Origin of the sequence: Bacteroides sp. MSK.20.12 (genome assembly GCF_019052435.1) — a bacterium.
GTDB classification, from domain to species: Bacteria; Bacteroidota; Bacteroidia; order Bacteroidales; family Bacteroidaceae; genus Bacteroides; species Bacteroides xylanisolvens.
Window position 1 is genome coordinate 15264 of record NZ_JAHQVH010000014.1, and the last position, 25058, is coordinate 40321.

Sequence of the window (25058 nt, forward strand, 5' to 3'; positions counted from 1 at the left end):
TTTTATGCGTGGCAATATGTTTTGTATCTTGTAGCGATAAAGACGAAACTATAGTGTGTCCAATAAAGAATTTCACATTTACAGATGTAAGTGGTTTGGCTTTGACTTATAGTGGGAAGCCTATGTTAGGGAAGAAGGTAGAATTTATTCCGGATGCAGCAGATGCAACCAAAGCCCGATTGATATTGTCAGGAGCCTTGGTGGATTTATCTGATATTTTAGGTTCAGTGGCTATGAATAGCAGAGCCGGTATAACAGATCTGTTGAAGTTTGCGAGTCCGGGAGTTATCCCGGGAGAAAAGACAACTGAACTTCATGTTACTCTGAATATAGATGGTGACATGGTGACTTTTTCCGGAGAAGAGGAGCAGAACGGAGGTATTATTCGGTATAACGGTTCAGCGACAAAGAGCTTTTTGAAATTGGACTTGAACGTGGCATTGCCTGAAAATGGCTTTGCTGATACTTCATGGAATTTGGTGCCACAGAAGAGTGTCGAACCTGTATATTATGTTTGGAAGACTTCAGCAAATCCGATATGGGGGAGTATTTTGGTTAGAGCTATTTTTACCGCTAAAGTGGTTGATAATAAATCAATCCCCCAATTGTTATCAGCTATATTGAAGGAAGTACGTTTCCTGCCCGATGGAAATATACAGGCAGTTTATAAAAATGGTATTGCTGATGCGGAATGGAATGATTCAGATTTGAATTTGGCTATGTATAGAATGGGAGAACAGGAGAATCAGATTAAACTCTTTTTAAATCTGTCGCAAATAATGGATACGACTATGTCAGTTACAACTTTAAGTCGAGCATCGGGAATATCTTCTGTAGACATTAAAGAGTTACTGAAATTGATTCCGATGTTGAGTGAAGGAATTCCTCTTTATTATGAGCAAGATGGAAATGGAGGTATGAAAGTCTATGTTGGAGAAGACGTGTTATTGCCTCTATTGAAAGCTGTAAAACCGTTGTTTGAGGATGAAGAGTTTGTAAACGGACTATTGGAAATGCTAGAGGCTCAAGCTGGTGATATGGCATCTTTAGTTAAAGCTTTGAAGCCAGTATTAAAAAGTCTTCCGAAGGTAATAGATGGTACAACAGAAGTTAAGTTTGGAATAATGTTTACCGCTCTGCAACCATCAGCAGAAACAAATATCTTGAAATAAAGATATAATAATAATTTCCTTTGTGCAAAAATAGCATCATAAAAAGGGCAGTCCTCAAAAATGGACTGCCCTTTCTCATGGTGCTATAAAACAGGATGATATTTTTCGTTAGAATGCATACGCAAATCCTATATTCAGATAAATAGGATACATAGCGAAGCTTATCGTTGTGAAGTCTTTTTTGAAAATGTCATTCAATCCCCACGTGAGATCGGCATACACTTTTAGATGCTTGAAAGCCAACCAATCCGCTCCTGCCTGAACTCCCCATTGAAAGTGGCGAAGCTCTTCCGAGAAATCATACTTTGCGCTTTTATCGCCCTCAATTGATACTTTGTCACCAGTGGGATTTTCTTCACGCAGATATCCGTCGTACACATTTCCTGAAAATTCTCTTTCCAATATGTATGATGCATATACACCAGCTTTCATGTGCCAACGGTCGTTTATTTTGTAAGCGGCTAATACTGGCAATGTGAGATATGAATTATTTACATTCGTACTAACTTTTCCTGTCCAATTCCCTTTTAAACGTCCGCCATCGCTAGCAATGATTTCCATATTATAATTCTTTACTGTAGCATCTGTCTTCATCTTGCGGCTTTCCAAGCGAATTCCGGTAACGATACCCCACTTCTTCGTTGGCTCTATCCATTTAGTCATATTTCCTTCCAAACTGATGGCTAATGAAGGATTATAAGAGTTGATAGATCGTATTTCTGCTGGCAAAGGAATAGGAGAAGTTCCGCCGATACTGAATCCGGCTCTAACTTCATACTCCCAACCGTGAAGTGCTGCATTAATTAAGGTTTTGGTCCGGTTGGTCTGTGCAGAGACAGAATACACGCTAATAATTGTAAATATAAAAGCTATATATAGGTTTCTTTGTGTCATATTTTTCTGTTTTTAGGTTATTCTTCACAAACTAATTCTAGGTCATCTACATAAAGAGTGCTCCCTATTGCCCCTTTGAAACGATCTCCGTCTTTACTGGCAGAAAGTACGATGCTTATCTTATACTCTCCGCGTGATAAAGCTTCCATGTCTACTTCTTTTCCATATTTGTTGTAATCGAATGGTATGTTGAACTCGGTCCATTGATCAGTTTCTTTTCTTTCTTTTTCTGGAAGAAGTGCCAATGCTATCATGCGTGGATCTTTGAATTCATTGATGGCTAGATATCCGTCCATGGTACGAAGTGTTTCATCAGTTTTGTAAAAGATGCCATACACAATGAAATTGTCTTTTTGTTCTGGTATTTCGTTTGTACCATCCATATATGTGCTACCTGCCTTGTATTTGTAATATCCTTTTAGACGGAGCGGTTTTTTGTGGAATATTCTTCCGAAAGCGGTTGATTTTAAAGGATCGCTGACAGAAGAATTGAAATTGAATGTTCCGATGAAAAGATTTCCTGCTGCCAAGGGAGCGCCAACAAGGCTTCCTAATCCTCCGGTTGATTTAGTTACCAGTTTGGCACATTTACTGTTCTCAATTCCTCCGTCGGCTTGTGATGTGGGGTATTCTGTAGCAGGACTATTTCCGGATACTAGCATATATCCTTGATTGGCACTTGCCCATTCCATAAATTCACCTTTTGCTTTGTTCTCTTCATAGAAAATGTGGTATTTGCTGCTTTTGGAACTCAGTTTATCAAAATGAAACTGCTCGGGGATAATTTGCAAATCATCTGAAATACTGACGGAATAGGTGCGATGCCATTTACCATCGGCTGAGGTAACGGTATAACGTACGGGATGAGTGAAGTCTTGGATACTTCCACTTGCAGGTTCGATAGTGGCACCTTCTGTTAATACAAATTCTGGAGCCAATTGTGTAAGGGTAGCTTTGCTATTTACACTGATATAAAGGGGATAAGCATTTATGGATTCATCGTAAGGTTCGTAATAGTTTGTATTGTCATATTCGAATATTTCTTTGGGTAGAATACATTTTAAAATGTCTGCTTCGGTATTCGGTTCTTCGTTTTGTATGCATGCAGTACTCAACAAAGATAACAGTGTTGTGGCTAATACATTTGTAAATTTCATCTTATATATTATGAATTAGTAAATTATGTGGAGCAAAGATACGGATTTTGAATGAACTTCAGGTGATTTTTGCGGAAAAAACTCCCGCACTTCCTTTCGGAAGGAGAGGAAAGGAATGATTAAATATCCAATTAATAGGCTCAAGTTTCGTATCTTTTCATAGTATTTGGCTTGTATTTGGGCTTTTGAAGTAGAAGAATCAGCTGGAGAAGTACAAGAGTTGAACAAAAGAGGTACTTGTACTGCTGTAATAAGTACATGGAACAGATGAAAGAAGTACTTAAAATCTGCTTTTTCAGTACTAAAACGCTCCACTAAAAAAACAATAACTACTCCGGTTTCAGCATTCAGTTTTCTCGTATAAGTGCTTATCTATCGGGCTTTCGGCTGAAAGCGCCTCCTGAAAGTACCATATTTTGTTTTCAGCCCTTACACATGTGACACATACATTCTTTCATACCCACGCCATACGTCCCGTGTGCCCACACCATATATTCACTAGCCCCACGGCATATATCCGCTGACCCCATGGCATATATCTCCCATACGTCGGACATAACACTTGGAAATAGAGGCTCTATTCTAAGGAAGCAGAGCCTCTGATCAGCAATAATAGAGGCTGTATTTTCCTGTAATAGACTCTCTAATTTTGCATAAGCACAGAGGCTGAAAGCAAAATGGAGTGATTTCAGGGGCGCTTTCAGTCGAAAGTCCGATGGATAAGCACTTATACGAGAAAACTGAAAGCTGAAACCGAAATATTTATTGTTTATTTTAAAGACATTCAAATCATAGATAATTCATTTGTAAGAATAGCGAATTTAACTGATATTGTAAACAAAGTTCTTAATTATTTTACTGTATAAGTGTGAAAAGATAAAGCGCTGTTATACAACAAGATGTGCCACCTGTTTTTTCCTTTAAAACAAACGCCCCGTTTCATTTAAAGGAACGGGACGTTTCTCGGGTTCGCCCGATATGGGCATAGTCTAACGGGTGCAAGTCCCTAACGCAGCTTAATAGCGGCAAGCGTACAGCCAAAGGCAAGGGTGTCCGTAGCGATGCGGAATCTGAAGGAAGCCGTAGGCAAATCACTGACTTGACGAACAGAAACTTGATATTAAGGCACATGCTCGTGGGTAAGGTCGCACGACGGACTAAAGCCCTATAGCTATTCGGAACGAGTGGTGTAAATCAAGCAAGTATAAGTGAGAAAGATTATGTTCTTAATCGGGGAGGTCTCACGGACACAGCAAATAGTTTTTTTTTTACGAAAGTTGTGGAGTAAAGCTTGCCGTGAGAAGTCAGCAGACGCCATAGTAGTGGGGAAAAAAGTCAATACAACCTACGAAGGGCAGAACCTAATAATTAAGCGAAAGTAATTGAAACGTACTGTATGAAGGTAAGAATGCAGAAAACATCAGCCCAAGCTAATGACTGCCCTCAAAGAGATAGGTCTGCAACCGAAAGGTATGAGGGAGTGCAGACTTTCATGTGGATATGTGCAGACAACTTCGCGGAAGTACCATTCGACAAGGCACATTTATTGGAACTCATTCTCAGTCCCGACAATCTTAACCGCGCGTACAAGGCAGTGGTAGGCAATAAGGGCAGTGGCGGTATTGACAAGATGTCGTGTGAGCAGTTGCTACCGTGGCTCTTGGCCAACAAGAATGAGTTGACAAGTTCCTTGCAACAAGGGACATACCGTCCCAATCCTGTCCGCAGGGTAGAGATACCCAAAGACAACGGAAAGATGCGGCTATTGGGAATACCCACTGTAGTAGACCGATTAGTTCAGCAAGCCATCAACCAAGCACTGACCCCAATCTATGAGCGACAGTTCTCTCGGACGAGTTACGGCTTCCGTCCCAATCGGAGCTGCCATAGTGCGCTACGAAAGGCGCAAGAGATAGTTGAGAGCGGCTACCGATATGTGGTCGACCTTGACCTTGAACGCTTCTTCGATACCGTAAATCACAGCAAGCTCATAGAAATCCTCAGCCGCACGATAACAGACGGCAGAGTAGTCAGTCTAATACACAGATATCTAAGCAGCGGAGTAATTACCCGAGGACTTTTTGAAGCGAGCGAAGAGGGCACACCGCAAGGTGGACCTCTAAGTCCGCTGTTGAGTAACATAATGCTCAACGAATTGGATAAGGAACTCGAACTCCGAGGACACCCGTTTGTCCGATATGCCGATGATGCCCTGATATTCTGTAAATCCAAACGAGCCGCACAGCGTGTAAAGTCAAGTATCACACGATTTATCGAGGGGAAACTCTTTCTGAAAGTAAATCGGGAGAAAACCGTAGTGTCCTATGTACGAGGAGTTAAATTCCTCGGCTACTCCTTTTATGTAAACAAAGGCAAATGTCTGCTTGCTGTACACCCCAAAACCAAAACCAAGATGAAAGCCAAGCTCAAAGAGTTGACGAGTCGCAGTAATGGTTGGGGCTATGAACGCAGGAAACAGAAGCTGAAAGAGTACATACGGGGTTGGATAGGGTACTATCATCTTGCTCAGATAAAACGGCTTTGCCTTGAAACCGATGAATGGTTAAGGCGACGGATACGAATGTGTATATGGAAAGCATGGAAGAAACCCAAGACGAGGATAATCAACCTCAAACGATGTGGCATAGCCGCCCGGCAAGCCTATCAATGGGGGAACACACGTCTTGGTAATTGGCGTATAGCCGACAGCCCGATTTTGACACGAGCCCTATCAAATGAGAATCTGAAAAAGGCAGGGTATATCACGCTGACGGATAGTTATCTCGAATGGCATCCAAAATAGGAACCGCCGTATGCCGAACGGCACGTACGGTGGTGTGAGAGGTCGGAAAATGAAAGTAGGAAGAAAGCTTTCGTTTTCCTCCTACTCGATTGTGCATCGGGGCGTTCCTTTAAAAGGAACGGTGACCCGGTTTTAGCCTATGGACAAAATATAAATATATCTTCTTTTATTCATTCCGAATTTTGCTCATAACGCGGAAGAACACAATGAAGAAATAAGACTCTACTTCAACTAAGTAGCTAAAGATGTGTTAAATCCCCAAGAATAATGACTGAACCTTTTTTTATTGATATTATAAATAAGTTATTCCCTCTTTGCATTCCTGGGCTGTTTTATAACAAATCTAACTTCCTTGTTATAATCAGCTTGTACTGTTGTTTCATTTCTTGGGGCAAGAAAGAAATATCTATAAACTCCAGCCACTTGTCGGTAACCTTTATGAATTTAGAAAATAGATTGTCTATGATTTTTTCCTCCAAGCTACAACCATTCATTGCAACTTCAAAATCAGAACGCTTGATTTTGCGTCTTTTACCGTTTAGTGTCAAAGCCAATTCTTCGGTGTCCTCCGGCATGAGGAGTGCCGTAGAGAGCATGTCATATCCCGGAGTCAGCGAATAATAGCCTTTACGCTGACTATAAAGTGAAAAGTTTTTCAGATGCATATCCGCGTTGCCGGTCAACCATGAGAAAACGACTTGTTCCCAGAAGTTTATTACGTCAAGTTTAGGTACAGAGGAATATTGCATAATTATTTTTGCTATCTTTTCATAAGAACCCTTATATTTATATTCTGTGAGACGCTCCGAGAGCTGACACATATCTTCCATTGGCAGCTTTTCACCCTTCGAGGTTCTATCTATGCGTTTAGTGATATAAGCTAATTCACCGTCAGCAAAACGAATCAGTGAATGAGGAACAACGTTTACTTTAGCTAATTCGGCAAGATGCATTGTTAAGTCCTCAACTTCAGGCATGTATTTAAATTGTTCCGTTTGCGGTTTGAGAATATAACGCCCCCATAAACCTACGATAGTAAAGCGTTGTGGTTGGTTAGGGGACGATGATATATCGAGAGACAATTTAGCTTGCACTCCTGTAAGTGTGGTTTGTGAACGTATGACTTGTTCGGCAAGTTGCTTAATATCCGCTTTTGTATAAGGTAGGAGAGGAACAGTTTTGCTCCCAAATATTTTCTTTCCACATTGAGGGTGAAAATCAGTTTCTCCCTCGCCAAGTTCCTGATAACAATATAGGCATCTGTTCATCATTATTCTTTATTTAAGATGGGAATCACACTAACTGCACCGATGCAATCTTTGCAACAGGCAAGGAGTAGTGACATGCGGTCACGACGATTTATCTTCCAACTTTTCTCGGCAATATCCAAGAGCCAGCCTTCGGGAATGAGACCGTCAAAGAATGGGAATAATATTAGACTTGTATATGGCTTTTCAGAGATTGGAAGCGTGAGGCTGACAGGTTCAGCATCGCTGGATTTAATGTAGGCTGCATCATATTGAAAGGTGTAACCATTTTCATCTTCTGTAAGCAGTCCTGCCAACTGGTCTTGGTTGTATATGTGTGCTTGTCTCATAGCTTGTTGAGTTTACTTATTGGTACAACCCCCACTTCCATTCCAAAGAGACTAAGCACTTGATTTACTTTATCAAGACGCAAAGTTTGTTTTCCCTGCTCAAGTTCGCGCACAAAGCGCAACCCAACTCCTGATTTTTCGGAGAGTTCTACTTGGGTCAAGTTATGTTCTTTACGCATTAGCTTTACGTATTCTGATAATGATTTATCGTTCATATTATACCCTTTTGGGTACAAAGATAATGTAATTTCTCTGATTTACACCCTTTAGGGTATAAATTTAGTTGTGGTTTTATGAATTATACCTTATGGGGTATAAAAAACTCCCGCACTTCCTTTCGGAAGGCGGGAGCCTTTAAATAAACTATAGCTTATATATCTTTCGCTGATTATACGATACCTTGTGCCATCATTGCTTTAGCAACCTTCATGAATCCGGCTACGTTAGCACCCTTCACATAGTTTACGTATCCGTCGGCTTCTGTACCGTACTGAACGCAAGCTTCGTGGATATTCTTCATGATGCTCTTCAGTTTTTCGTCTACTTCTTCAGCACTCCAGCTCAATTTGATAGAGTTCTGAGTCATTTCAAGACCTGATACTGATACACCACCGGCATTAGCAGCTTTACCCGGAGCGTAAAGGATCTTAGCGTCCTGGAATACTTTGATAGCTTCCGGAGTAGAAGGCATGTTAGCTCCTTCAGATACAGCGATACAACCGTTTGCTACCAGCTGACGAGCGTGGTCGCCATTCAATTCGTTTTGAGTTGCAGAAGGAAGAGCGATATCACATTTTTCACCCCAAGGTTTAGCTCCTTCTACATATTTGCAACCATATTTTTCTGCGTATTCACGGATACGGCCACGGTACAGATTCTTTAGTTCCATGATGTAGTCCAGTTTTTCGCGGTCGATACCATCCGGATCGTAGATATAACCGTCAGAGTCAGAGCAAGTAACTACTTTACCACCCAGTTCGATTACTTTTTCGATTGTATATTGAGCAACGTTACCGGAACCGGAAACCAGACAAACTTTACCTTTCAGGTCAGTGCCTTTTGTTTTCAGCATTTCCATCAGGAAGTAGATGTTACCATAACCGGTAGCTTCCGGACGAATCAGTGAACCACCGAATTCGCGGCCTTTACCTGTGAATGTTCCGGTAAATTCATGAGCCAGTTTTTTATACATACCGAACATGAAACCTACTTCACGGCCACCAACACCGATGTCACCGGCAGGAACGTCAGTTTCAGGACCGATGTGACGCCACAGTTCCAGCATGAATGCTTGTACGAAGCGCATTACTTCGGCATTTGACTTTCCACGAGGAGAGAAGTCGGAACCACCTTTACCACCACCCATCGGCAGCGTAGTCAGTGAGTTTTTGAATGTTTGTTCAAAGGCAAGGAACTTCAAGATAGAAAGGTTTACAGATGCATGGAAACGGATACCGCCTTTGTAAGGACCGATCGCGTTGTTGTGCTGAACACGGTAACCCATGTTGGTCTGAATATTACCTTTATCATCCATCCAAGTCACGCGGAACTGATATACTCTATCAGGAATACACAAACGTTCGATCAAGTTTACTTTATCAAACTCCGGGTGTTTGTTGTATTCTTCTTCAATAGTAGAAAGTACTTCTTCTACTGCTTGATGATACTCCGGTTCATTGGGAAATCTTCTTTTCAGATCGTCTAATACCTTTGCTGCATTCATAATCTTTTTTTCTTTAATTGGTTGATATAAAAATAATGTGCTAATTTGACAATTTGCTCATGTGCCGCTCGACTATGTGCTTTTCTGCCGTATAGCAATTTGCACACTTGTATATGGGTACATCGGATTTTTATTTCCGGTTGCAAAAGTAAAGATAAAAATTGAACTGGCAAACATTTTATAAAGAAAAATGCGATAAAACATCAAATTTGATATTTTATCGCATTAAAAATAGGAAAAAAGATATTTATTTGTTCTTTTTGATCGACTTATAAACAGGAATAAATACTAATGCTGCCGAAATGACAAGCATTACTATCGTCATCCCGTCAATTCGTTCGGCTTTTGTTAGAACTAAATAGCAAAGCGCCAACCAAAGCAGGCTGATGCAAACTATTTGTGATTTGGATAACGGGCGTTTCATTTCACTCCTCTTTTCTTTTTGTCAACAATGGCGTCGATCACGGCTACGGCTGTGATATTCACAATGTCACGGACAGAACTTTCGAAATCGGTGAAGTGGATAGGTTTGTTCAATCCCATCTGGATAGGGCCGATGAATTCTGTATCCGGGTCCATTGCCTGCAACAGTTTGTAGCCGGCGTTTGCTGAACTTAGGTTCGGGAAAATCAGAGTATTTACATCTTTACCTTTCAAGCGGGTAAACGGATATTTGGTATCACGCAATTCGCGGTTCATGGCAAAATTTACCTGCATTTCGCCGTCGATAGCCAATTCCGGATATTCGTCCTGCATGTGAGCAACTGCTTCGTGCACTTTCACTGGGCTACCTGCGGTATCAGCGCCGAAGTTAGAGTATGACAACATAGAGATAACCGGTGTGTGATTGAAGAAACGAACTGTTTTATCGGACAGTTTGGCGATATCAATCAATGTTTCCGTATCGGGGTGGCGGTTAATCAATGTGTCTGCCAGGAAGTAAGTACCTTTCTTGGAGTTCAGGATATGCATGGTACCGAAGTGTTTGAAGCCCGGTTGGATGCCGATCACTTCTTTTGCCACTTTGATCGTATTGCTATATCTTGTATAAAGTCCGGTGATGAATGCGTCTGCATCTCCTGTTTCCACCATCATCATACCGAAGTAGTTGCGTTCGAACATCTTGTCGTTGGCTTCTTCGTAGGTAAATCCTTCGCGTGCACGTTTTTCTGCAAGGATGCGGGAGTAACGCTCGCGACGGTCTGATTCGTCCGGGTGACGAAGATTGACGATTTCAATACCTTCCAGACTAAGCTCCATTTCTTCTGCCAGTTTTCCGATAGCTTCGTCGTTTCCTAATAAGATAGGATGACAGATACCTTCGGCTTTTGCTTCAACGGCAGCTTTCAGCATATTCGGGTGGATACCTTCGGCAAATACGACACGTTGCGGTGAGCGGCGGGCAGTATCATACAGTTGGCGGGTCAGTTTGGATTCGTAGCCCATCAATTCGCGCAGGTGAACACAGTAAGCGTCCCAGTCTTTGATTTCTGTGCGAGCCACTCCGCTTTCCATAGCAGCTTTTGCCACTGCGCAGGAAACTTCGGTGATGAGGCGTGGATCTACCGGTTTCGGGATAAAGTATTCCGCACCGAAAGAAAGGTTGTTTACGTGGTAGGCTGCGTTGACTACATCAGGCACCGGCTGTTTTGCCAGGTTGGCAATGGCGTGTACGGCCGCAATTTTCATTTCTTCGTTGATTGCTTTAGCTTGAGTGTCCAAAGCACCGCGGAAGATATATGGGAAACCGATTACATTATTAATCTGGTTCGGATAGTCGGAACGTCCGGTAGCCATCAGTACGTCAGGACGTGCTGCCATGGCATCTTCGTAAGAGATTTCCGGTGTCGGGTTGGCCAATGCGAATACGATGGGCATCGGAGCCATGCTGCGTACCATATCTTGACTCAACACATTTCCTTTTGACAGGCCGAGGAATACATCCGCGCCCTTGATTGCTTCTTCCAGTGTATGGATATCTGTGCGGTCGGTTGCAAAATATCTTTTCTGCTCGTTCAGATCGGTACGTGTCTTGCTGATAACGCCTTTACTATCCAGCATGACAATATTTTCGAGGCGAGCGCCCAAAGATACATATAATTTAGTACAAGATACTGCGGATGCACCGGCACCGTTCACGACGATTTTCACATCCTCGATTTTCTTTCCTGCCACCTGCAAGGCATTTACCAAACCGGCGCTGGAGATAATAGCAGTACCGTGCTGGTCGTCGTGCATTACAGGAATGTCTAATTCTTCTTTCAGGCGACGTTCGATTTCAAAACATTCGGGCGCCTTGATGTCTTCCAGATTGATACCTCCAAAGGTAGGAGCGATTGCTTTCACTGCCGCAATGAATTTCTCCGGATCTTTCTCGTCTACTTCGATGTCGAAAACGTCGATACCGGCATAGATTTTGAAAAGCAGCCCTTTACCTTCCATTACAGGTTTGCCGCTTAATGCGCCTATATCGCCCAGTCCGAGTACGGCTGTACCGTTAGAAATAACAGCTACAAGATTTCCTTTAGCTGTATACTTGTATGCATCCTGCGGGTTCTTCTCAATTTCGAGACAAGGTTCTGCTACACCGGGGGAATATGCGAGTGATAAGTCGGTTTGTGTACTATAAGGTTTGGTAGGCACTACCTCAATCTTGCCGGGTTTGCCCTGTGAGTGATAGAGCAAAGCGGCTTCTTTCGTTATTTTAGCCATGGTATATATGTAATTTGTTAATAAGTTATCAATTGGCTGCAAATGTAGGAATAAAAGTTAGAAATTGTAGTATTTCGGAGATAATTTCTATTAATTTTATAGCAAAATGACTAAAATAATGGGTATATATGTAATTTAGCTGTAATTGTGTCTCATTTGTGAAAGGAAGGTGTGTTAAAATACTCTTATCACTTTCATTTAGGCACGGATTACACGGATTAATACGGTTCCATTAAACTAAAACTGTGTAATTCGTGCCTAAATAATATCAATCTAATAGATGATTTTACTTTTGACCCATTCTGATCCTGTTGCTTATTCTTTTTCTGACGGTGTATGCGTTGTCCGCCAAAATGTATTCTTTACTTCGCGGGCTACCTCTCTCCAACTTGGCATGCTTTTTAATGAACGGCGAACCGGAAAATCATAAAGCAATAATAATAGGAAAAGGAAGATGCAGGCATAAGCCACCCATCCATAAATTTGCTTGATGCTTATTTCCATCATCTGATTGATAAATTCTTCCATATAATGACCTATGTTGAACGGGCTGCTGCTGAAAGACACATGGTCGATGGCCGAACCGTAACGTGCCAGATTGTCGGGAACATAATAAGCCAATCCCTGCGCATAGACCGCACAGCCTAATACACCGCCAACTACCATGTGCAGCATATTGAATACACTTAATCCCTGGAAGAAATGCTGGAACGTCATGGTTTCTTCCAGACACACCATGAAGGTGGCACTCAAGACGGCATAGGCAAATCCCCTGCACACCGTTGGCAGGTAGAGCTGTGAAATATGTATATCAGTAGATAGAGTCAGGTAAAAACCGATCAGATAGCCGATCAGCCCAACGAAGCCGACAATAATCAAGCGCACATAGTTGTATTGTTTGATGTGCATCCACCAATAAGAGAATACACAACCACAAACGATACCGATAATGGCAAACCAGTCGAGTTGTGAACTGACCAGTTCTTCATATTTCATCACTTCTTCGTAAAAGACTTCTTCTAATACATGCTCGGTTGCAAGAAACGCTTCCACTAATGTGACTAGTCCTAATAAGGACCAAAAGTGGCGATAAGTCCACATCTTCGGTTCGAGAAAAGGATGGCGGATTGTCATCATACGCCAAATACAAATAGCCAGAGTGATGAAAATCACGATAGTCAGTTGGCGGATTACCGGGCTGTTCCACCAGTTGTACCAGTCTCCGTAGTTGAAGAGGAAGGCGATTTCCGCTAATAAGGAGGCCCAGAGCACTCCACCCAGCCAGTCGATACCGAACAGGGGAAATTTGCGCATGAACCTGAAATGTTTCACACAAGTAAACTGAATCAGCAGGACGATTAGCATTAATCTGGCGATGAACAGATTCATATATGTCCAGTGGTAGTGATACATTAAATAAGTCGTAATCAGGTCGGACAGCTGAATACTTCCCAGAATTACAATATGAAGCCAGGGAAAGAAAACCGTGAAATCCCGTTTGGGAGTCATCCATAACTGAATATTGGACATACATTCAAAAGTTCCCTGTATTTTGCACATTCCTTCGATGAAACAGATCAGCCACAACAGTGGGAGGAAGGTGATATGTGGAGCTATCAAGTTACAGAGTAAGACTCCCAGTGCTGCCGATGTGAGTAGGGTTTTATTGGTAAAACGAAACTTCATGCGAAACAATAACGGGAAATAGATTGCCATACCTGCCAGATTAGCGTACATGCACATTAAAATATCCTCACGCATCAGTGCCATGCTGCCGATCATCTGATTCAATGCACCCAGATAGACGCCGCCCGATAATTGGAAAGTGACGGCAATGAAAAGATAAATCCACGGCTGCATCTTCCGCGGCACGAAGCTGCGGAATATTGGCATAACGAAAGGAACATTCAGAACAGGAGCACTCATAAAAATTAAAGATTAGAAATTAAAGATTAAAAATTAAAACGATAATTAAAGCAATAATTAAGCAATTTATAATTAAAGCAATAATTAAAACGATAAAGGGTTGAAGCGGTTAGTACTTCACCTCACATTCTACGTTGAAGCCTGCACGCATACGTTTCAAATCTTCCGGTTTGTTTCCTTTCAGACTGATGCGTACGGGAATACGTTGCTCCACTTTGACGAAATTACCGGTGGCGTTATCTTGTGGAATCATTGAAAATGCCGCTCCTGTTGCGTCGGAAATAGACTCTACTACTCCTTTGAATGTTATGTTTGGCACGGCGTCTGCGGTTATTTCCACTTCTGCGCCTTCCTTGATATTCGGAAGCTGGGTTTCGCGATAATTGGCGATTACCCACAGGTCGCTGCTGTCTACGATGTCGACCATGGTTTGTCCCGGCTGTACCAGCTGGCCTTCCAAAATTTCTTTCTTTCCTGTGGTACCGTCACATGGAGCAATGATAACTGTATAAGAAAGATTCAGACGGGCAAGCTCTAATGCAGCTTCTGCCAGGCGGACACCTGCCTCATTCTGTCCTAAACGATGGGTTTGCTCGCTTTTCACTAAAGAGGTAGACAATTTAGCTCGTGACACCTGTTCATAACGGGCTTTGGCTGCTTCGTAAGCTGTATGTACGTTGTCATATTGTTGTTTAGTCACTGCATCTTCCTGCAATAACTTTTCGAAACGGTTCAGTTCGCGTCTTGCATTTTCCATTTGTACACGTACTTCCTCAATGCTTGCGTCGCTCACGCTCAAGTTGTTTTGAGTAGTGGCGATGCCAATGGTAGTGGCCTGTCTTCCTGCGGTAGCATTAGCTAAATCAGCTTCTGCCTGTGCCACACGGAGGCGGAATTCGGTATCTTCGATGATAAGGAGCGTGTCGCCTTTGTGTACTTGTTGATACTCGTCGAAACAGATTTTTTTGATGAACCCCGGAACACGAGTGTTGATTGGCGTGATATGTTGTCTCACCTGCGCATTATCAGTATATTCAATGTTTCCAAGGTGAATGAACCGGGAACAAACATAGGTGACACCACCGATAAGAAGACAGATTATCACAATATTATATATAATCTTCTGGGTTTTTCTAGCTATCATAATCATTTATATTTTAAACAGTAAGTAATTTCATTCTCTTAATTTACAATCCAAATTGTCTAATCGTAAAATCTATAGGGTATGTGTGATATATTTCATTTTATAGTAACTGTATATCAAGTTGATGCGTGCATTGACCAGACCGAGGTCGGCGCTTAGTTTCATGTTGCTGGCGTCGAGCATATCGGTGAGCAGAGCGAGATCATTTTTATAGCGGTTGCTGATTACGTTATAGTTTTGGTCGGCGAGTTCCACACTTTTCTCCTGCGTACGTAAGTCGGTAAAAGAAGTGAGGAAGTTGACATAATTTGCCTGAACTCCGTTTTCTATTTGTTCCTGTGCCAATGAATATTCTTCCTGTGCCCTGCGTGCGTTCAATTTTGCCTGACGTACTTTCTTGTTATTTTTGAATAAAGAAGAAAGGTTGTATTTTATGCCGACACCCACATACCAGTAATTGAAGTTGTTGTCTAGTACCGGGACTTCAATCGTGATAGGACCGTCCAAATGCTCTCCGGCTACAAGAGCAATTTTGGGAAGCAGTTCCGAACGTTCCAGTTTTACTTTTTGCTCGCTCATTTGTACAGACAGTTGGGCTTGTTGCAGGCCGACATTACTTTGGGTCGCCATCATTTGCCAGTCGTTTTCTGCCAGTGCTTTCACTTCCTCATCCAACAAGGTAGAATCAGGGACGATTTCTGTTCCGGCGGGCAGGTGTAGCGTAGTCACCAGTTGGTGATTCATAATTTTGCAGGCATCCTGCACCTTTGCCAGTTGCAGTTTAAGCGTCTCTTTCTGCAGTTCATAACGGGTGATATCATTCTTTAAAGCTGTTCCCTGCGTACGGCGTGATTCCATATTGCGGATAACCTGTTCCGTCAGGTCCAGATTTTTTTGTAACACTTGCAACTGGTTATTCAATTTATATAAATCCAGATAATAACCGGTCAGAAGAAAGCGGATCTCCTGACGGTTCTTTTGCCAGTCTAATGCAGCCATTTGTTGCCCGAGTTCTGCCAAAGTAATGCTGCTGTTGATGGCTCCACCGGCATAAATCACTTGCTGCGCCTCCAAAGCAAAGTTATTGCCGAAGTGCGGCATAGGAATGTTTTGCCCGTTTTTGAAATCACGGTCCCACAAATATCCGTCACCCAGGTAACTGAATGAGAGTGAAGCCCCTATGTCCGGTAAACGTTGTGACTTGGCAGCTTTCAAAGCTTCTTTGGCTGCCTCTTCCCCCGTTTTATACGTTTGAATACTCTGACTGTTCTCGTCTGCCAGACGGAACATTTCGTTAATGCCCAAAACTCTCCTGTCAAGCGTCTGGGCAAACAGTCTTTGGCTACATAGCACGGCGTATAGCAGCACTATGAGCCATCTTTTTTTGCTCATAAAGTGAAATGAAATTTAATTAATAGTAGAAGTTTGAATTTTCTATGGTAAATTCTCTGTAGTGAAGACCGAATTATCAAATTTGCACTGCCACACCCCAACCGTGAAAGTCATGCATTTTGTTCTTGTAACGAATGTCGATTTGATAATATCTTAGTTTCATCTTAATACCTGTTTTCTATTTTGGATTTGCGAAATTATGAAAAAAAACAGGTAAGTTGTAACCTTATAGATGTCTAAATATAATGTTTTTTAACGATTATCGAATGGTATGTTGGGTAGAGGAAAGTAGCCTCATCCCATGGACGTAAGTTCATATATGCATGCCCTGCTATTCATGATTGTCAAGGTTATGGAACTTTAATACAAAGAAAAGAGAGGGTTGTTCTGAAAAGAGCCGGTTTTGTTCTGATTAAGTCTACTGGTAAGCCATAGAAAACGTGTACCTTTGCCCCCGAATTTAAATGATTGATTATAAATGTATAGTAAATACCCTCATATCTACCGGAGTAGTTTTGAAGGTCTACCAATGCTCCGGTTAGGTGTTTCTGATAGGAGAAACTTGGAGAGAATATGAGGTTATTCGATAAGTTGTATAAGGTCGAAATACATAGGAAGAGTGTCCTCACAAGGTTGATTTATAAGGGGATGAAAGCCGTTTTTCTCATAAAAAGAAACAGCTGACAGATATGCATCTACTGTAAGAAAACGAGTTGCTGATACAGACTGGCGATTGATAAGCATCTGTTTTACTGCAGAAATAATATCGGTACCAATTCCTTCACCACGATGGGAAGTTGCTACACCTAATCTACCGATTTTCACAGCGGGATAACTTCCAAGGTGCTTTCTGTGCGGAAATGCCTTGCGAAGTTTTCTCCAATAGTTTTTATCTATAGTTGTCTGGGATATTTTATCATTCAGCAAACTGAAGAAAGCAATTGTCTCATCATCATCTTCCATAATAAAGGTATTGGCAATTAACTTCTCTCGGTAAAAGCGGGCGTCTTCCAACAAAAAGCCATTCAAATCGTCGTTTCCGCAATTGAATGGCTTTATATTCTCTGTGTCTTCAATCTTAATCAGTCTCATCAAGGAAGTCACATCATAAACGTTGCTATTTTCTTTAATTTCTCATATGCAGCTTTGACCCGCTGCTTTTCTTGTTGGGAAGCAGGTTTAACATTCTGCATTGATGCCAGGAAACGTTTGGCATCTTCACCAAAGAGTATCGGGGTTTCTTTAATTGGTCTTGCCATATTACTTTTTCCTTTTTTACGTGAATACTCTTGCAAAGATAGTCCATTTCTTCCTTAGTTCCAAATAGTTTCTGCCAAAGAATGCTTATTTATGTTTCTCCGGAAAAACCTACAATCTTACCTCTTTCGTGAATACTTCTCCGAAACGATTCTTAACCACCACTTTGACAGACTTCGTACCTTTAGCAGGCTGTGCCCGGAAAAGATGCCGTGTATGATAGCCGGTTTTCTTCCCTTTCACCATGTTGATGTAGTCCTGATCTTCATCATCAAAAGCCTGCATGGCCCCTTTCAATACTCCGTCTTCGTACCAGTTTACCGTATACGTTCTGTCCCAATCCCAGATGTTGGCTACCACATAGTCTTTCTGGCTTTCAAATTCTCCCGGCTTGTAGAGCCGGAACTGATAATCGGGAGAACAGCCTGTCGCTTTGTAACGCCACTTCACATCGTCACCTTTCACTTCTACCACCAGGTAACCGTTCGGCGCTCCGCAACGGTTCACGTGTCCTGCCCACCATGCACCGCAGGCAGCTCCGATATTATGTTCATAAATAGTAGGCGCAGGTTGCTGATTCTCATAGAAATGTGTGTGTCCCGAAAAAATATGAACCTGATACGGTCTTAATAGTTGGAAAAGCGCGTTGGCGTTGCGTGCATTTCCACCGGCAGACACCGTGTTGTTGGCTACCGGAGCGTGTACGTTCAGGAATACGGTGCTTCCTTCGGGCACATAACTTAAATCTTTTCTCAACCAGTCCAGATCTTCCGGCGTGAATCGTTCCGTGTATTTCTTATTACCATCGTAGTCGATGTCTTTCATTGCGATTACATGGATTTTTCCAATGTTGAATGAATAGTTGGCCGGACCGAACGACTGGTAATAATTCTGTTCCCCATATCCGTCTGCCGGATGGTCCGTCTGTGCCATGGATTTGTAGAGCAGGTTGAAATCATGGTTTCCCATTAGTTGGAACATTGTGATACCTAAATTAGAGACGGCTTGCCGGTAAGGAGCATATAAGTTCATGGCATCCCACACAAGGTCGCCCAGTCCCATACCAACGATTTCGAAGTTCTTTAGCGAGTCGGCAGTCTGTTTCAGGTCGGGCACTGTCTCTGTGCGGAAGCGGTTCAGTTGTTTCTCGTTCCTCACTTGCGGATCGGAAATGGCGATATATACAAATTCATCCGCCGGCTTCTGCCGCTTGGTCAGAACGAAGTTGCACTGATTCTCGCTTTTCTTCGCATCCAAATATTGATAGAAGCCGTCGGCTACACCCTCTTTGGAAGGAAGCTCATAGTCTGCCGGAGTAGAGATGTAAACCATCGGATAACGTGCCGGATCGGTGTTTAAAACATAGTTTCCTTGCGCGTCGGTCGTTTTAAAATGCGCACCGTCAGTTACTACTACACCGCTGACAGGCTTACCTGTGTTATCTTTCACACTGCCTTTCACAACAGTCTGACCAAAAGCGGCAACAACATTTAGCTGGAGACATAAGATTGCCACAAACAGCATATTTCTATTATATACTTTTTTCATTGCTTATAACTTTCTTAGAGTGACTTGATTGAATAATGCGATAATCTCTTCCGGTTCGTCTGCCGACTTTACAGCCTCTTCGAAAGACTTGCTGTTATCGTCGAAACACATCACATTGGCACAATCCAGAATGTGTGCCATGTTGGATGTAGCAACTTCCCGGCTCACTTCTTCCTTTTTCAGTGCCTTTTTATAATATTTGTTCACCTTGTTGACTGCCTTGTAAATGGAAGGCTTCAAAATCTCAACGGAAGAATCAGTGAATCCGATCGTTACATCATACTCGTGCGTGTAATTCTGGATGAAAGTATTCCATTTTCCGGTAATGTCACTACCTAGATAATGTTCCGTTTCAAACACCGGTTTAGTTGTCGGAATCTCTCCATATACATCGAATATAAATGTAGCTTTGGGTTTCTTCCCTACGGGAGTCGCTTCTTTCTCTGCTCTATTTCCTGCTGTATTTCCTACCGTATTCTCCGCAATGTTTCTTGAAACATTTTCCTTTCCGCGGATATTTTCGTTCATGGCAAGTTCTCCTTTCTGTGCCATTGCTGTCATTGTTATATATAACATGACAGCCATACTGATAATTTTCTTCATACACATTGAATTTTAAATTTATGGTTGATACATTTCTTTATTTGCCATATTCCGTTATTGTTGCCACATTAATCGAATATTAAAATCATCACCTCCCATATTCTGCTTGGCAGCCTGATAGTTTTTCAGGTTGGTGCGTTGCAGGGCAGCCGGATATTTGAAACGTTTGGGCATTTGGTTGTTGGCATTCGCGATGCCGGGTCCTACGGGCAACACAGGAAAGCCGGTACGGTTATATTCGAACCACTGCTGATAGTCGCAGAAGAACAGTGCGACGAATTTCTGGTTCATGATACGTTCCAAAGTATCGTCATAAGCTGCTTCCGGATTCTCAAAGTAATTGTCGGGCAATACCTGTCCCCACTGTTCGATAGCTGCCTGCACTCCTTTCTGATACGCTTCTTTGGCAGCGTTGCTTCCTCCGTCGATCACCCCTTTCTTCAGTAGTTCCGCTTTGATAAATTCAACTTCGGCATAAGGCATCATGGCAAGTTTCATGGGAGCTTTCGCCATTTCTTGATTCAGTCCCGAAGCCGTGATGGAGGGCAACGTCTGATAACCGCTGGGCAAGCCTACATAATCCTTTGTCTGGTCGGGCAGAGTGACCTGCGTTGCATACACTTGCAGACGAGGGTCGTTCCATCCTTTTAGCAGGTCGACAAAGAACTCGGAAATCTGAACGTATGAAGTGAAATCCTGCGGCCGGGTGAGCGGAGCTTCCTGCGGATAAGTTCCGCTGATGGCAAGCAGGGCGGCGTCATCGTTCGATTCGAATACCGGATAGGTGGCGGGATCGGTTAGCATCGTGCGCAATTCCTGTTTCGCGTTGAACTCCGGAACGTCGATCACGCGGAGTAATGCACGCAGGCGGAGCGAGTTGCAGAACTTCTTCCATTTCTTTATACCGGTTGCATCTCCTTTAGACGTGTTGTATAACATTTCGCCCGATTGGTTGTAGATCAGTCCGTTAGCTTCGTCAAACAGTTCGTTTGCCGTTTTCAGGTTGTCGATAATTTGTCGGTACACTTGTTGTTGGGTGTCGAACTTCGGCGCGAGTATTCCTTCATCGGCAGAGCAGGCTTCACTCATCGGGACGTCACCGAAAGCATCGGTTAGAATCTGGTACAGCCAACTTTGCAGTGTGAGTGAGATGGCGTCATAATTGGGTTGTTTGGAAGCCTCCGGGAGTTTTTCGGTGAGACGCGTCATCTCTTTGGCGTTATTGATCCATTTATAAAAGGTAGTCCATGTGCCGTCTCCCTGGCTGTCCGTCATATACCACCATCCGACACCGTTAGTGCTGGAAGTAGATACAGCGCATTGCATCAGGTCGTAGGTGTAGTTGTTGTAGAGTTTCCAGTTGTAGACAGACGTTTCGTAGAGAATCGGGTTGAGCAGCGTGCCGGGATTCACCTCGTCCATGCGGGTGGGGTCCGTATTCAGTTCGTCGAAGCTGGTACAGGAGGTTGTACAGAGTGTTCCGCACACTATTATTCCTCCTGCTATATTCTTTAAAAAATTACAGGTTTTCATGAGTCAGTGTTTAAAAAGATAAGTTAATATTCAATCCGAAAGTACGTGCCGTAGGCAGTGACCCCGTTTCTACACCCGTTACCATCGAACTTCCGTTGAGGGCGGCAGATTCGGGGTCAAATAAAGGATAATCCGTGATGCAGAACAAGTTGCGTGCATAAAACGCTATCGATGCTTTGCTGAAAGGAGTTTTCTTCAGTGTGCTGCCCGGTAATTTATATTCCAGTCTCATTTCACGCAGTTTGAGGAAATCGGTGCTGAAAGTGTTCGTCTCCACGTTTGCCATCCGATAGTACTCTTTATAATAGCTTTCCACGGTCACCACTTTAGTGTTTTTCGAGAAGCTACCGTCGTCGTTTTTCACTACACCCGGGGCAATCATATACATTCCGTCCTGCGGTGAAAGTCCGGCGGTGGCAATGCGCGGATCATCTTTCGACATATAAAATTCCGTTCCCGGCAGACGTCCGTTCAGGGTATGTGCCAGTTTTCCCTGTTCCGTCATTTTGTGGTGAGAGTGCGAATACATTTTTCCTCCCACCTGTCCGTCGAGCAGGACGCTAAGAGTAAAGTTTTTGTAGGAAAATTCGTTATACAGTCCGGCTTTCCATTTCGGATAGGCTGTGGCTATGTATTCAATCTCTCCCGAACGTTCGGGCAGTCCGTTGTCATTGATGACAACGTTTCCTTCCGGGTCGCGCACCAGTTTGTAGCCCCAGAGGTCGCCTGTCGTACCTCCCACGCGTCCGATGATGGAGACGTTGCCGATACTGCTGATTAACTGATTCTCGTCTGCTCCTTCCGCCAGCGAAATAATCTTGTTTTCGTTTTTAGACCAGGTAAAAGTGGCGTTCCAGCGGAAATCTCTGCTGACTACCGGGGTAACGTCCAATTGGATTTCATAACCACGGTTGCGGACACATCCCGAATTGATAGTCGCTTTGCTGTAACCTGTAGTCGGGTCCATCGGAGCATCCAGAATTTGGTTTTTGGTGCGGTTGTAATAGAATGTGAAATCGAGTCCGATGCGGTTTTGGAACATACGCAGGTCGAAACCGGCTTCGTAGTTGGTTGAAATTTCCGGTTTGAAGTCCTGATTGTACAGTGTGGAAGCAACGACAGCCGATCCGGGGAAATCGCTCGTGCCGTAGTAGGGCGATGTTTTGTAAGGGTCTGTGTCGTTACCCACCTGGGCGAAAGAACCTCTTACTTTCAACAAATTGATTGGTTCCGGCATTAGGAACAGTTCGTTCATCACTGCGCTGACGCTGACCGACGGATAGAAGAAGGAACGGTTGCTCTTCGGTAGGGTAGACGACCAGTCGTTACGTCCGGTGACGTCGAGAAACAGTTTATCCTTATATGCGAAGTTGGCTGTGAAATAGAGACTGTTCAATGCTTTCTTTTTGATGACAGTCTGCACGTTCGGGTTGGAGACACCGTTTGCCAGTTTGTAGACTCCCGGCGTAATTAGTCCCACCACCGAGGCGGCGAGCATATCATAGCTTTGTTGCATCATGTTTCCTCCCGCCGAAGCATTGACGTGCAATCCGTTAGCGAAGGAATCATGGTACGTAAATAAAGCGTCGCTGTTTAATTCATAATCGAACACATTCTGTTTTTTGAAGAATCCGTTGCCAAATACCACATCGCTGATAGGACGGTGTTGTTCGCGCTGGTCGGTGGACAGTTGGATACCGGACCGGATCATGAAATCGAACTTGCTGTTGATACGCAGGTTGGCGGAAACGGAGGAGACGTTACTATGTTTCTCTGACGGATTTTCAGATTCGTATAGAATGACATACGGGTTTCCGATGAAGGAACTGTAAGGCTGGAGCTGTTTCACATTTTCCTGTCCGGTACGCCACATCGGGCGCAGCCAGTCGAGGTTGACATTCGGATTCTGGAAGATGAGGAAGTAAGAGATGGAGTTGCTGTTATACCCCAGGGCAGGCGTATTGTTGAGTTTGCGGTAGGTATAGCTCGATTTAAAATTGATGCGCAACGCCCGCGAAATCTGTTGTTGGGCGGAAATCATGGCAGTGATGCGCTGGAAACCTGTATTGGGAAGAATCCATTCGTTTTTGGTGTGGGTGATGGAAGCCCGCACGCTGCCCCGGTCGGATTTTCCGGTCAGGGCTACGGAGTTGGTAATTGTGTAGCCCGTCTGGAACAAATCCTTGCGGTTGTTTTTATACGCTACCCAGGGAGTCGCTTCGGAGGCACGTCCCTGTGTCACCGGATCATATTGGTAGAATTTCCTGTTGGCATCGAAACGTGCTCCGTATGCGCTACTCGTTCCGCTGGTGCTTGCGTAGCTGCCGTCTTCCGCTTTTCCGTAGGAGTAGTATGGTTCGCCCTCATAGATGGACCCTGCCGGACCGATGTTACTCGGCAGTCCTTGTCCGAATTCATACTGATAATCCGGCCACCTCATCACATCGTCTATGCTGAAGTTACCGCTATAAGATACGCCGATACCTTTGGGTGCGCCGGCTCCCGATTTCGTAGTCACCATAATCACGCCGTTGGCTGCACGCGTACCGTACAGAGCCGTCGCGCTGGCTCCTTTCAATACTTGTATGCTTTCGATATCATCCGGATTGATGTCGGAAAATCCGTTACCGTAGTCCACGGAAAGCTCACTGTTGGAACCTGCACCGTAGGCGACTCCCGGATTGGTCATCGGGCTACTCATCGGTACACCGTCCACTACCACTAATGCATCGTTCCCGTTCTGATTCAGCGAGACGTCGCCCCGCAGGGAGATGCGGCTCGAATTGAGCGGACCGCCGGAAGAGATAACGCTCAATCCGGCTACCTTACCGTTGAGTGCCGTCGACCAGTTGGAAGGCAGAGCGCTGGTAATTTTGTCTCCTTTCACGGTTTCCGTGGCGTATCCCAGCCCTTTTTCTTCACGTTTGATGCCCAGGGCGGTCACTACCACATCATTCAGTTGTTGCGACTCTTCCGCCAGTTTTACGTTCATCGTATTGCCCGTATAGTTTTTTTGTAGCGTTTTATATCCTACATAACTAAATAGGAGCAAATCTTTGGAACTTAATGTTTTCTTAGTTTTCAGGGAGTAGTTACCGTCAATGTCGGTCACCGTACCGTCTGTCGAGTTTTTTACAGCGATGGTAGCCCCGATTAACGGTTCTCCGCTTTCACTCGTTATTTTCCCTTTCACTGTTGTCTGTGCGTATGCAGAACCACAACACAGAAATCCAACTGCCAGAGAAAGCAGCCATTTGTTACTTTTCATAATCTTTTTACCTTGCTTCTTTTAATTTATTAAATGCAATAAAGTCGTTAACACCAGTGTTTTTGTTTCACGGTGCAAAGGAAGACAAGGCAGATTAAGATAGTATTACAGATCTGTTAACAAATTGTGTTATATTGTAAACACTAATTAAAGAATCAGTTTGCACTCGTGACAAAGTGGTGGTATGACGGAAAAGGCAGGCAAATTTATCGGATAGTGCATCCGTAATGGTTCATTTCTATAATGAATATAATCAGCAACTTACAAATGTGCAACCAGCGGTTGCGCATTTGCAGGAAGCTTCCATAGTATTGCCGGTAAAACAGCAA

General features: G+C 43.4%; 19 protein-coding genes. 2 read left to right on the plus strand and 17 right to left on the minus strand.

Annotated elements, in window-relative coordinates:
* Nucleotides 1-122 precede the first annotated feature (122 nt).
* Nucleotides 123-1172 (plus strand): DUF4925 domain-containing protein, encoded by a 1050-nt coding sequence (locus tag KTR06_RS09415; RefSeq protein WP_225480474.1) that lies wholly within the window; start codon nt 123-125, stop codon nt 1170-1172.
* A 108-nt stretch (nt 1173-1280) separates the two neighbouring features.
* On the opposite strand, the gene KTR06_RS09420 is transcribed toward KTR06_RS09415, so the two are convergent.
* Nucleotides 1281-2066 (minus strand): porin family protein, encoded by a 786-nt coding sequence (locus KTR06_RS09420; RefSeq protein WP_004317272.1) that lies wholly within the window; start codon nt 2064-2066, stop codon nt 1281-1283.
* A gap of 17 nt (nt 2067-2083) precedes the next feature.
* Nucleotides 2084-3223, minus strand: coding sequence for a PCMD domain-containing protein (locus KTR06_RS09425; RefSeq protein ID WP_004317273.1), 1140 nt, complete (start codon nt 3221-3223; stop codon nt 2084-2086).
* Between the two features lie 1396 nt (nt 3224-4619).
* Here KTR06_RS09425 and ltrA point away from each other — a divergent pair.
* Nucleotides 4620-6026, plus strand: coding sequence for a group II intron reverse transcriptase/maturase (ltrA, locus tag KTR06_RS09430; protein ID WP_008024712.1), 1407 nt, complete (start codon nt 4620-4622; stop codon nt 6024-6026).
* 332 nt (nt 6027-6358) lie between these two features.
* Here ltrA and KTR06_RS09435 read toward each other — a convergent pair whose 3' ends face one another.
* From KTR06_RS09435 to KTR06_RS09505, 15 genes are all read right to left on the minus strand, one after another.
* Nucleotides 6359-7294, minus strand: a complete 936-nt coding sequence (locus tag KTR06_RS09435; protein ID WP_008024710.1) for a HipA domain-containing protein — start codon at nt 7292-7294, stop codon at nt 6359-6361.
* Nucleotides 7295-7296: 2 nt separating this feature from the next.
* Nucleotides 7297-7623 (minus strand): HipA N-terminal domain-containing protein, encoded by a 327-nt coding sequence (locus KTR06_RS09440; protein ID WP_008024708.1) that lies wholly within the window; start codon nt 7621-7623, stop codon nt 7297-7299.
* Nucleotides 7620-7838: a helix-turn-helix transcriptional regulator gene (locus KTR06_RS09445; protein WP_008641217.1), complete on the minus strand. Its 219-nt coding sequence runs from the start codon at nt 7836-7838 to the stop codon at nt 7620-7622. Before KTR06_RS09445 ends, KTR06_RS09440 begins: the two co-directional genes overlap by 4 nt.
* 173 nt (nt 7839-8011) lie before the next feature.
* Nucleotides 8012-9346, minus strand: coding sequence for an NADP-specific glutamate dehydrogenase (locus tag KTR06_RS09450; RefSeq protein ID WP_004317274.1), 1335 nt, complete (start codon nt 9344-9346; stop codon nt 8012-8014).
* A 247-nt stretch (nt 9347-9593) separates the two neighbouring features.
* Nucleotides 9594-9770 (minus strand): hypothetical protein, encoded by a 177-nt coding sequence (locus KTR06_RS09455; RefSeq protein WP_004317275.1) that lies wholly within the window; start codon nt 9768-9770, stop codon nt 9594-9596.
* Nucleotides 9767-12058 carry an NADP-dependent malic enzyme gene (locus tag KTR06_RS09460; protein WP_074910676.1) on the minus strand — a complete coding sequence of 764 codons (2292 nt, stop codon included), beginning with the start codon at nt 12056-12058 and terminating at the stop codon, nt 9767-9769. Before KTR06_RS09460 ends, KTR06_RS09455 begins: the two co-directional genes overlap by 4 nt.
* Before the next feature lie 315 nt (nt 12059-12373).
* Nucleotides 12374-13984, minus strand: coding sequence for a hypothetical protein (locus KTR06_RS09465; RefSeq protein ID WP_217290275.1), 1611 nt, complete (start codon nt 13982-13984; stop codon nt 12374-12376).
* Between the two features lie 109 nt (nt 13985-14093).
* Nucleotides 14094-15128 (minus strand): HlyD family secretion protein, encoded by a 1035-nt coding sequence (locus tag KTR06_RS09470; RefSeq protein WP_008024693.1) that lies wholly within the window; start codon nt 15126-15128, stop codon nt 14094-14096.
* Between the two features lie 72 nt (nt 15129-15200).
* Nucleotides 15201-16520: a TolC family protein gene (locus KTR06_RS09475; protein ID WP_008024692.1), complete on the minus strand. Its 1320-nt coding sequence runs from the start codon at nt 16518-16520 to the stop codon at nt 15201-15203.
* Between the two features lie 579 nt (nt 16521-17099).
* Complete coding sequence (locus KTR06_RS09480) at nt 17100-17612, minus strand: GNAT family N-acetyltransferase (RefSeq protein ID WP_087317892.1); 513 nt, start codon at nt 17610-17612, stop codon at nt 17100-17102.
* Nucleotides 17613-17620: 8 nt separating this feature from the next.
* A complete protein-coding gene (locus KTR06_RS09485) occupies nt 17621-17779 on the minus strand; it encodes a hypothetical protein (protein WP_008024688.1) in 159 nt (52 codons plus the stop codon).
* Between the two features lie 109 nt (nt 17780-17888).
* Entirely contained in the window at nt 17889-19325 is a 1437-nt protein-coding gene (locus KTR06_RS09490; protein WP_217290276.1) for a calcineurin-like phosphoesterase family protein, read from the minus strand.
* Between the two features lie 3 nt (nt 19326-19328).
* Nucleotides 19329-19928 (minus strand): hypothetical protein, encoded by a 600-nt coding sequence (locus tag KTR06_RS09495; RefSeq protein WP_217290277.1) that lies wholly within the window; start codon nt 19926-19928, stop codon nt 19329-19331.
* A 54-nt stretch (nt 19929-19982) separates the two neighbouring features.
* Nucleotides 19983-21461 carry a SusD/RagB family nutrient-binding outer membrane lipoprotein gene (locus KTR06_RS09500; protein WP_217290278.1) on the minus strand — a complete coding sequence of 493 codons (1479 nt, stop codon included), beginning with the start codon at nt 21459-21461 and terminating at the stop codon, nt 19983-19985.
* A 10-nt stretch (nt 21462-21471) separates the two neighbouring features.
* The gene (locus KTR06_RS09505; protein ID WP_217290279.1) at nt 21472-24729 is read right to left on the minus strand and encodes a SusC/RagA family TonB-linked outer membrane protein; all 3258 of its coding nucleotides are present in this window, start codon (nt 24727-24729) and stop codon (nt 21472-21474) included.
* Between the last annotated feature and the right edge of the window lie 329 nt (nt 24730-25058).

Excerpts from the sequence above, each read along its gene's own strand:
- KTR06_RS09415 (WP_225480474.1), top strand. The coding sequence starts at position 123 with ATGTTAGGGAAGAAGGTAGAATTTATTCCGGATGCAGCAGATGCAACC.
- KTR06_RS09420 (WP_004317272.1), bottom strand. The coding sequence starts at position 2,066 with ATGACACAAAGAAACCTATATATAGCTTTTATATTTACAATTATTAGC.
- KTR06_RS09425 (WP_004317273.1), bottom strand. The coding sequence starts at position 3,223 with ATGAAATTTACAAATGTATTAGCCACAACACTGTTATCTTTGTTGAGT.
- ltrA (WP_008024712.1), top strand. The coding sequence starts at position 4,620 with ATGAAGGTAAGAATGCAGAAAACATCAGCCCAAGCTAATGACTGCCCT.
- KTR06_RS09435 (WP_008024710.1), bottom strand. The coding sequence starts at position 7,294 with ATGAACAGATGCCTATATTGTTATCAGGAACTTGGCGAGGGAGAAACT.
- KTR06_RS09440 (WP_008024708.1), bottom strand. The coding sequence starts at position 7,623 with ATGAGACAAGCACACATATACAACCAAGACCAGTTGGCAGGACTGCTT.
- KTR06_RS09445 (WP_008641217.1), bottom strand. The coding sequence starts at position 7,838 with ATGAACGATAAATCATTATCAGAATACGTAAAGCTAATGCGTAAAGAA.
- KTR06_RS09450 (WP_004317274.1), bottom strand. The coding sequence starts at position 9,346 with ATGAATGCAGCAAAGGTATTAGACGATCTGAAAAGAAGATTTCCCAAT.
- KTR06_RS09455 (WP_004317275.1), bottom strand. The coding sequence starts at position 9,770 with ATGAAACGCCCGTTATCCAAATCACAAATAGTTTGCATCAGCCTGCTT.
- KTR06_RS09460 (WP_074910676.1), bottom strand. The coding sequence starts at position 12,058 with ATGGCTAAAATAACGAAAGAAGCCGCTTTGCTCTATCACTCACAGGGC.
- KTR06_RS09465 (WP_217290275.1), bottom strand. The coding sequence starts at position 13,984 with ATGAGTGCTCCTGTTCTGAATGTTCCTTTCGTTATGCCAATATTCCGC.
- KTR06_RS09470 (WP_008024693.1), bottom strand. The coding sequence starts at position 15,128 with ATGATAGCTAGAAAAACCCAGAAGATTATATATAATATTGTGATAATC.
- KTR06_RS09475 (WP_008024692.1), bottom strand. The coding sequence starts at position 16,520 with ATGAGCAAAAAAAGATGGCTCATAGTGCTGCTATACGCCGTGCTATGT.
- KTR06_RS09480 (WP_087317892.1), bottom strand. The coding sequence starts at position 17,612 with ATGAGACTGATTAAGATTGAAGACACAGAGAATATAAAGCCATTCAAT.
- KTR06_RS09485 (WP_008024688.1), bottom strand. The coding sequence starts at position 17,779 with ATGGCAAGACCAATTAAAGAAACCCCGATACTCTTTGGTGAAGATGCC.
- KTR06_RS09490 (WP_217290276.1), bottom strand. The coding sequence starts at position 19,325 with ATGAAAAAAGTATATAATAGAAATATGCTGTTTGTGGCAATCTTATGT.
- KTR06_RS09495 (WP_217290277.1), bottom strand. The coding sequence starts at position 19,928 with ATGAAGAAAATTATCAGTATGGCTGTCATGTTATATATAACAATGACA.
- KTR06_RS09500 (WP_217290278.1), bottom strand. The coding sequence starts at position 21,461 with ATGAAAACCTGTAATTTTTTAAAGAATATAGCAGGAGGAATAATAGTG.
- KTR06_RS09505 (WP_217290279.1), bottom strand. The coding sequence starts at position 24,729 with ATGAAAAGTAACAAATGGCTGCTTTCTCTGGCAGTTGGATTTCTGTGT.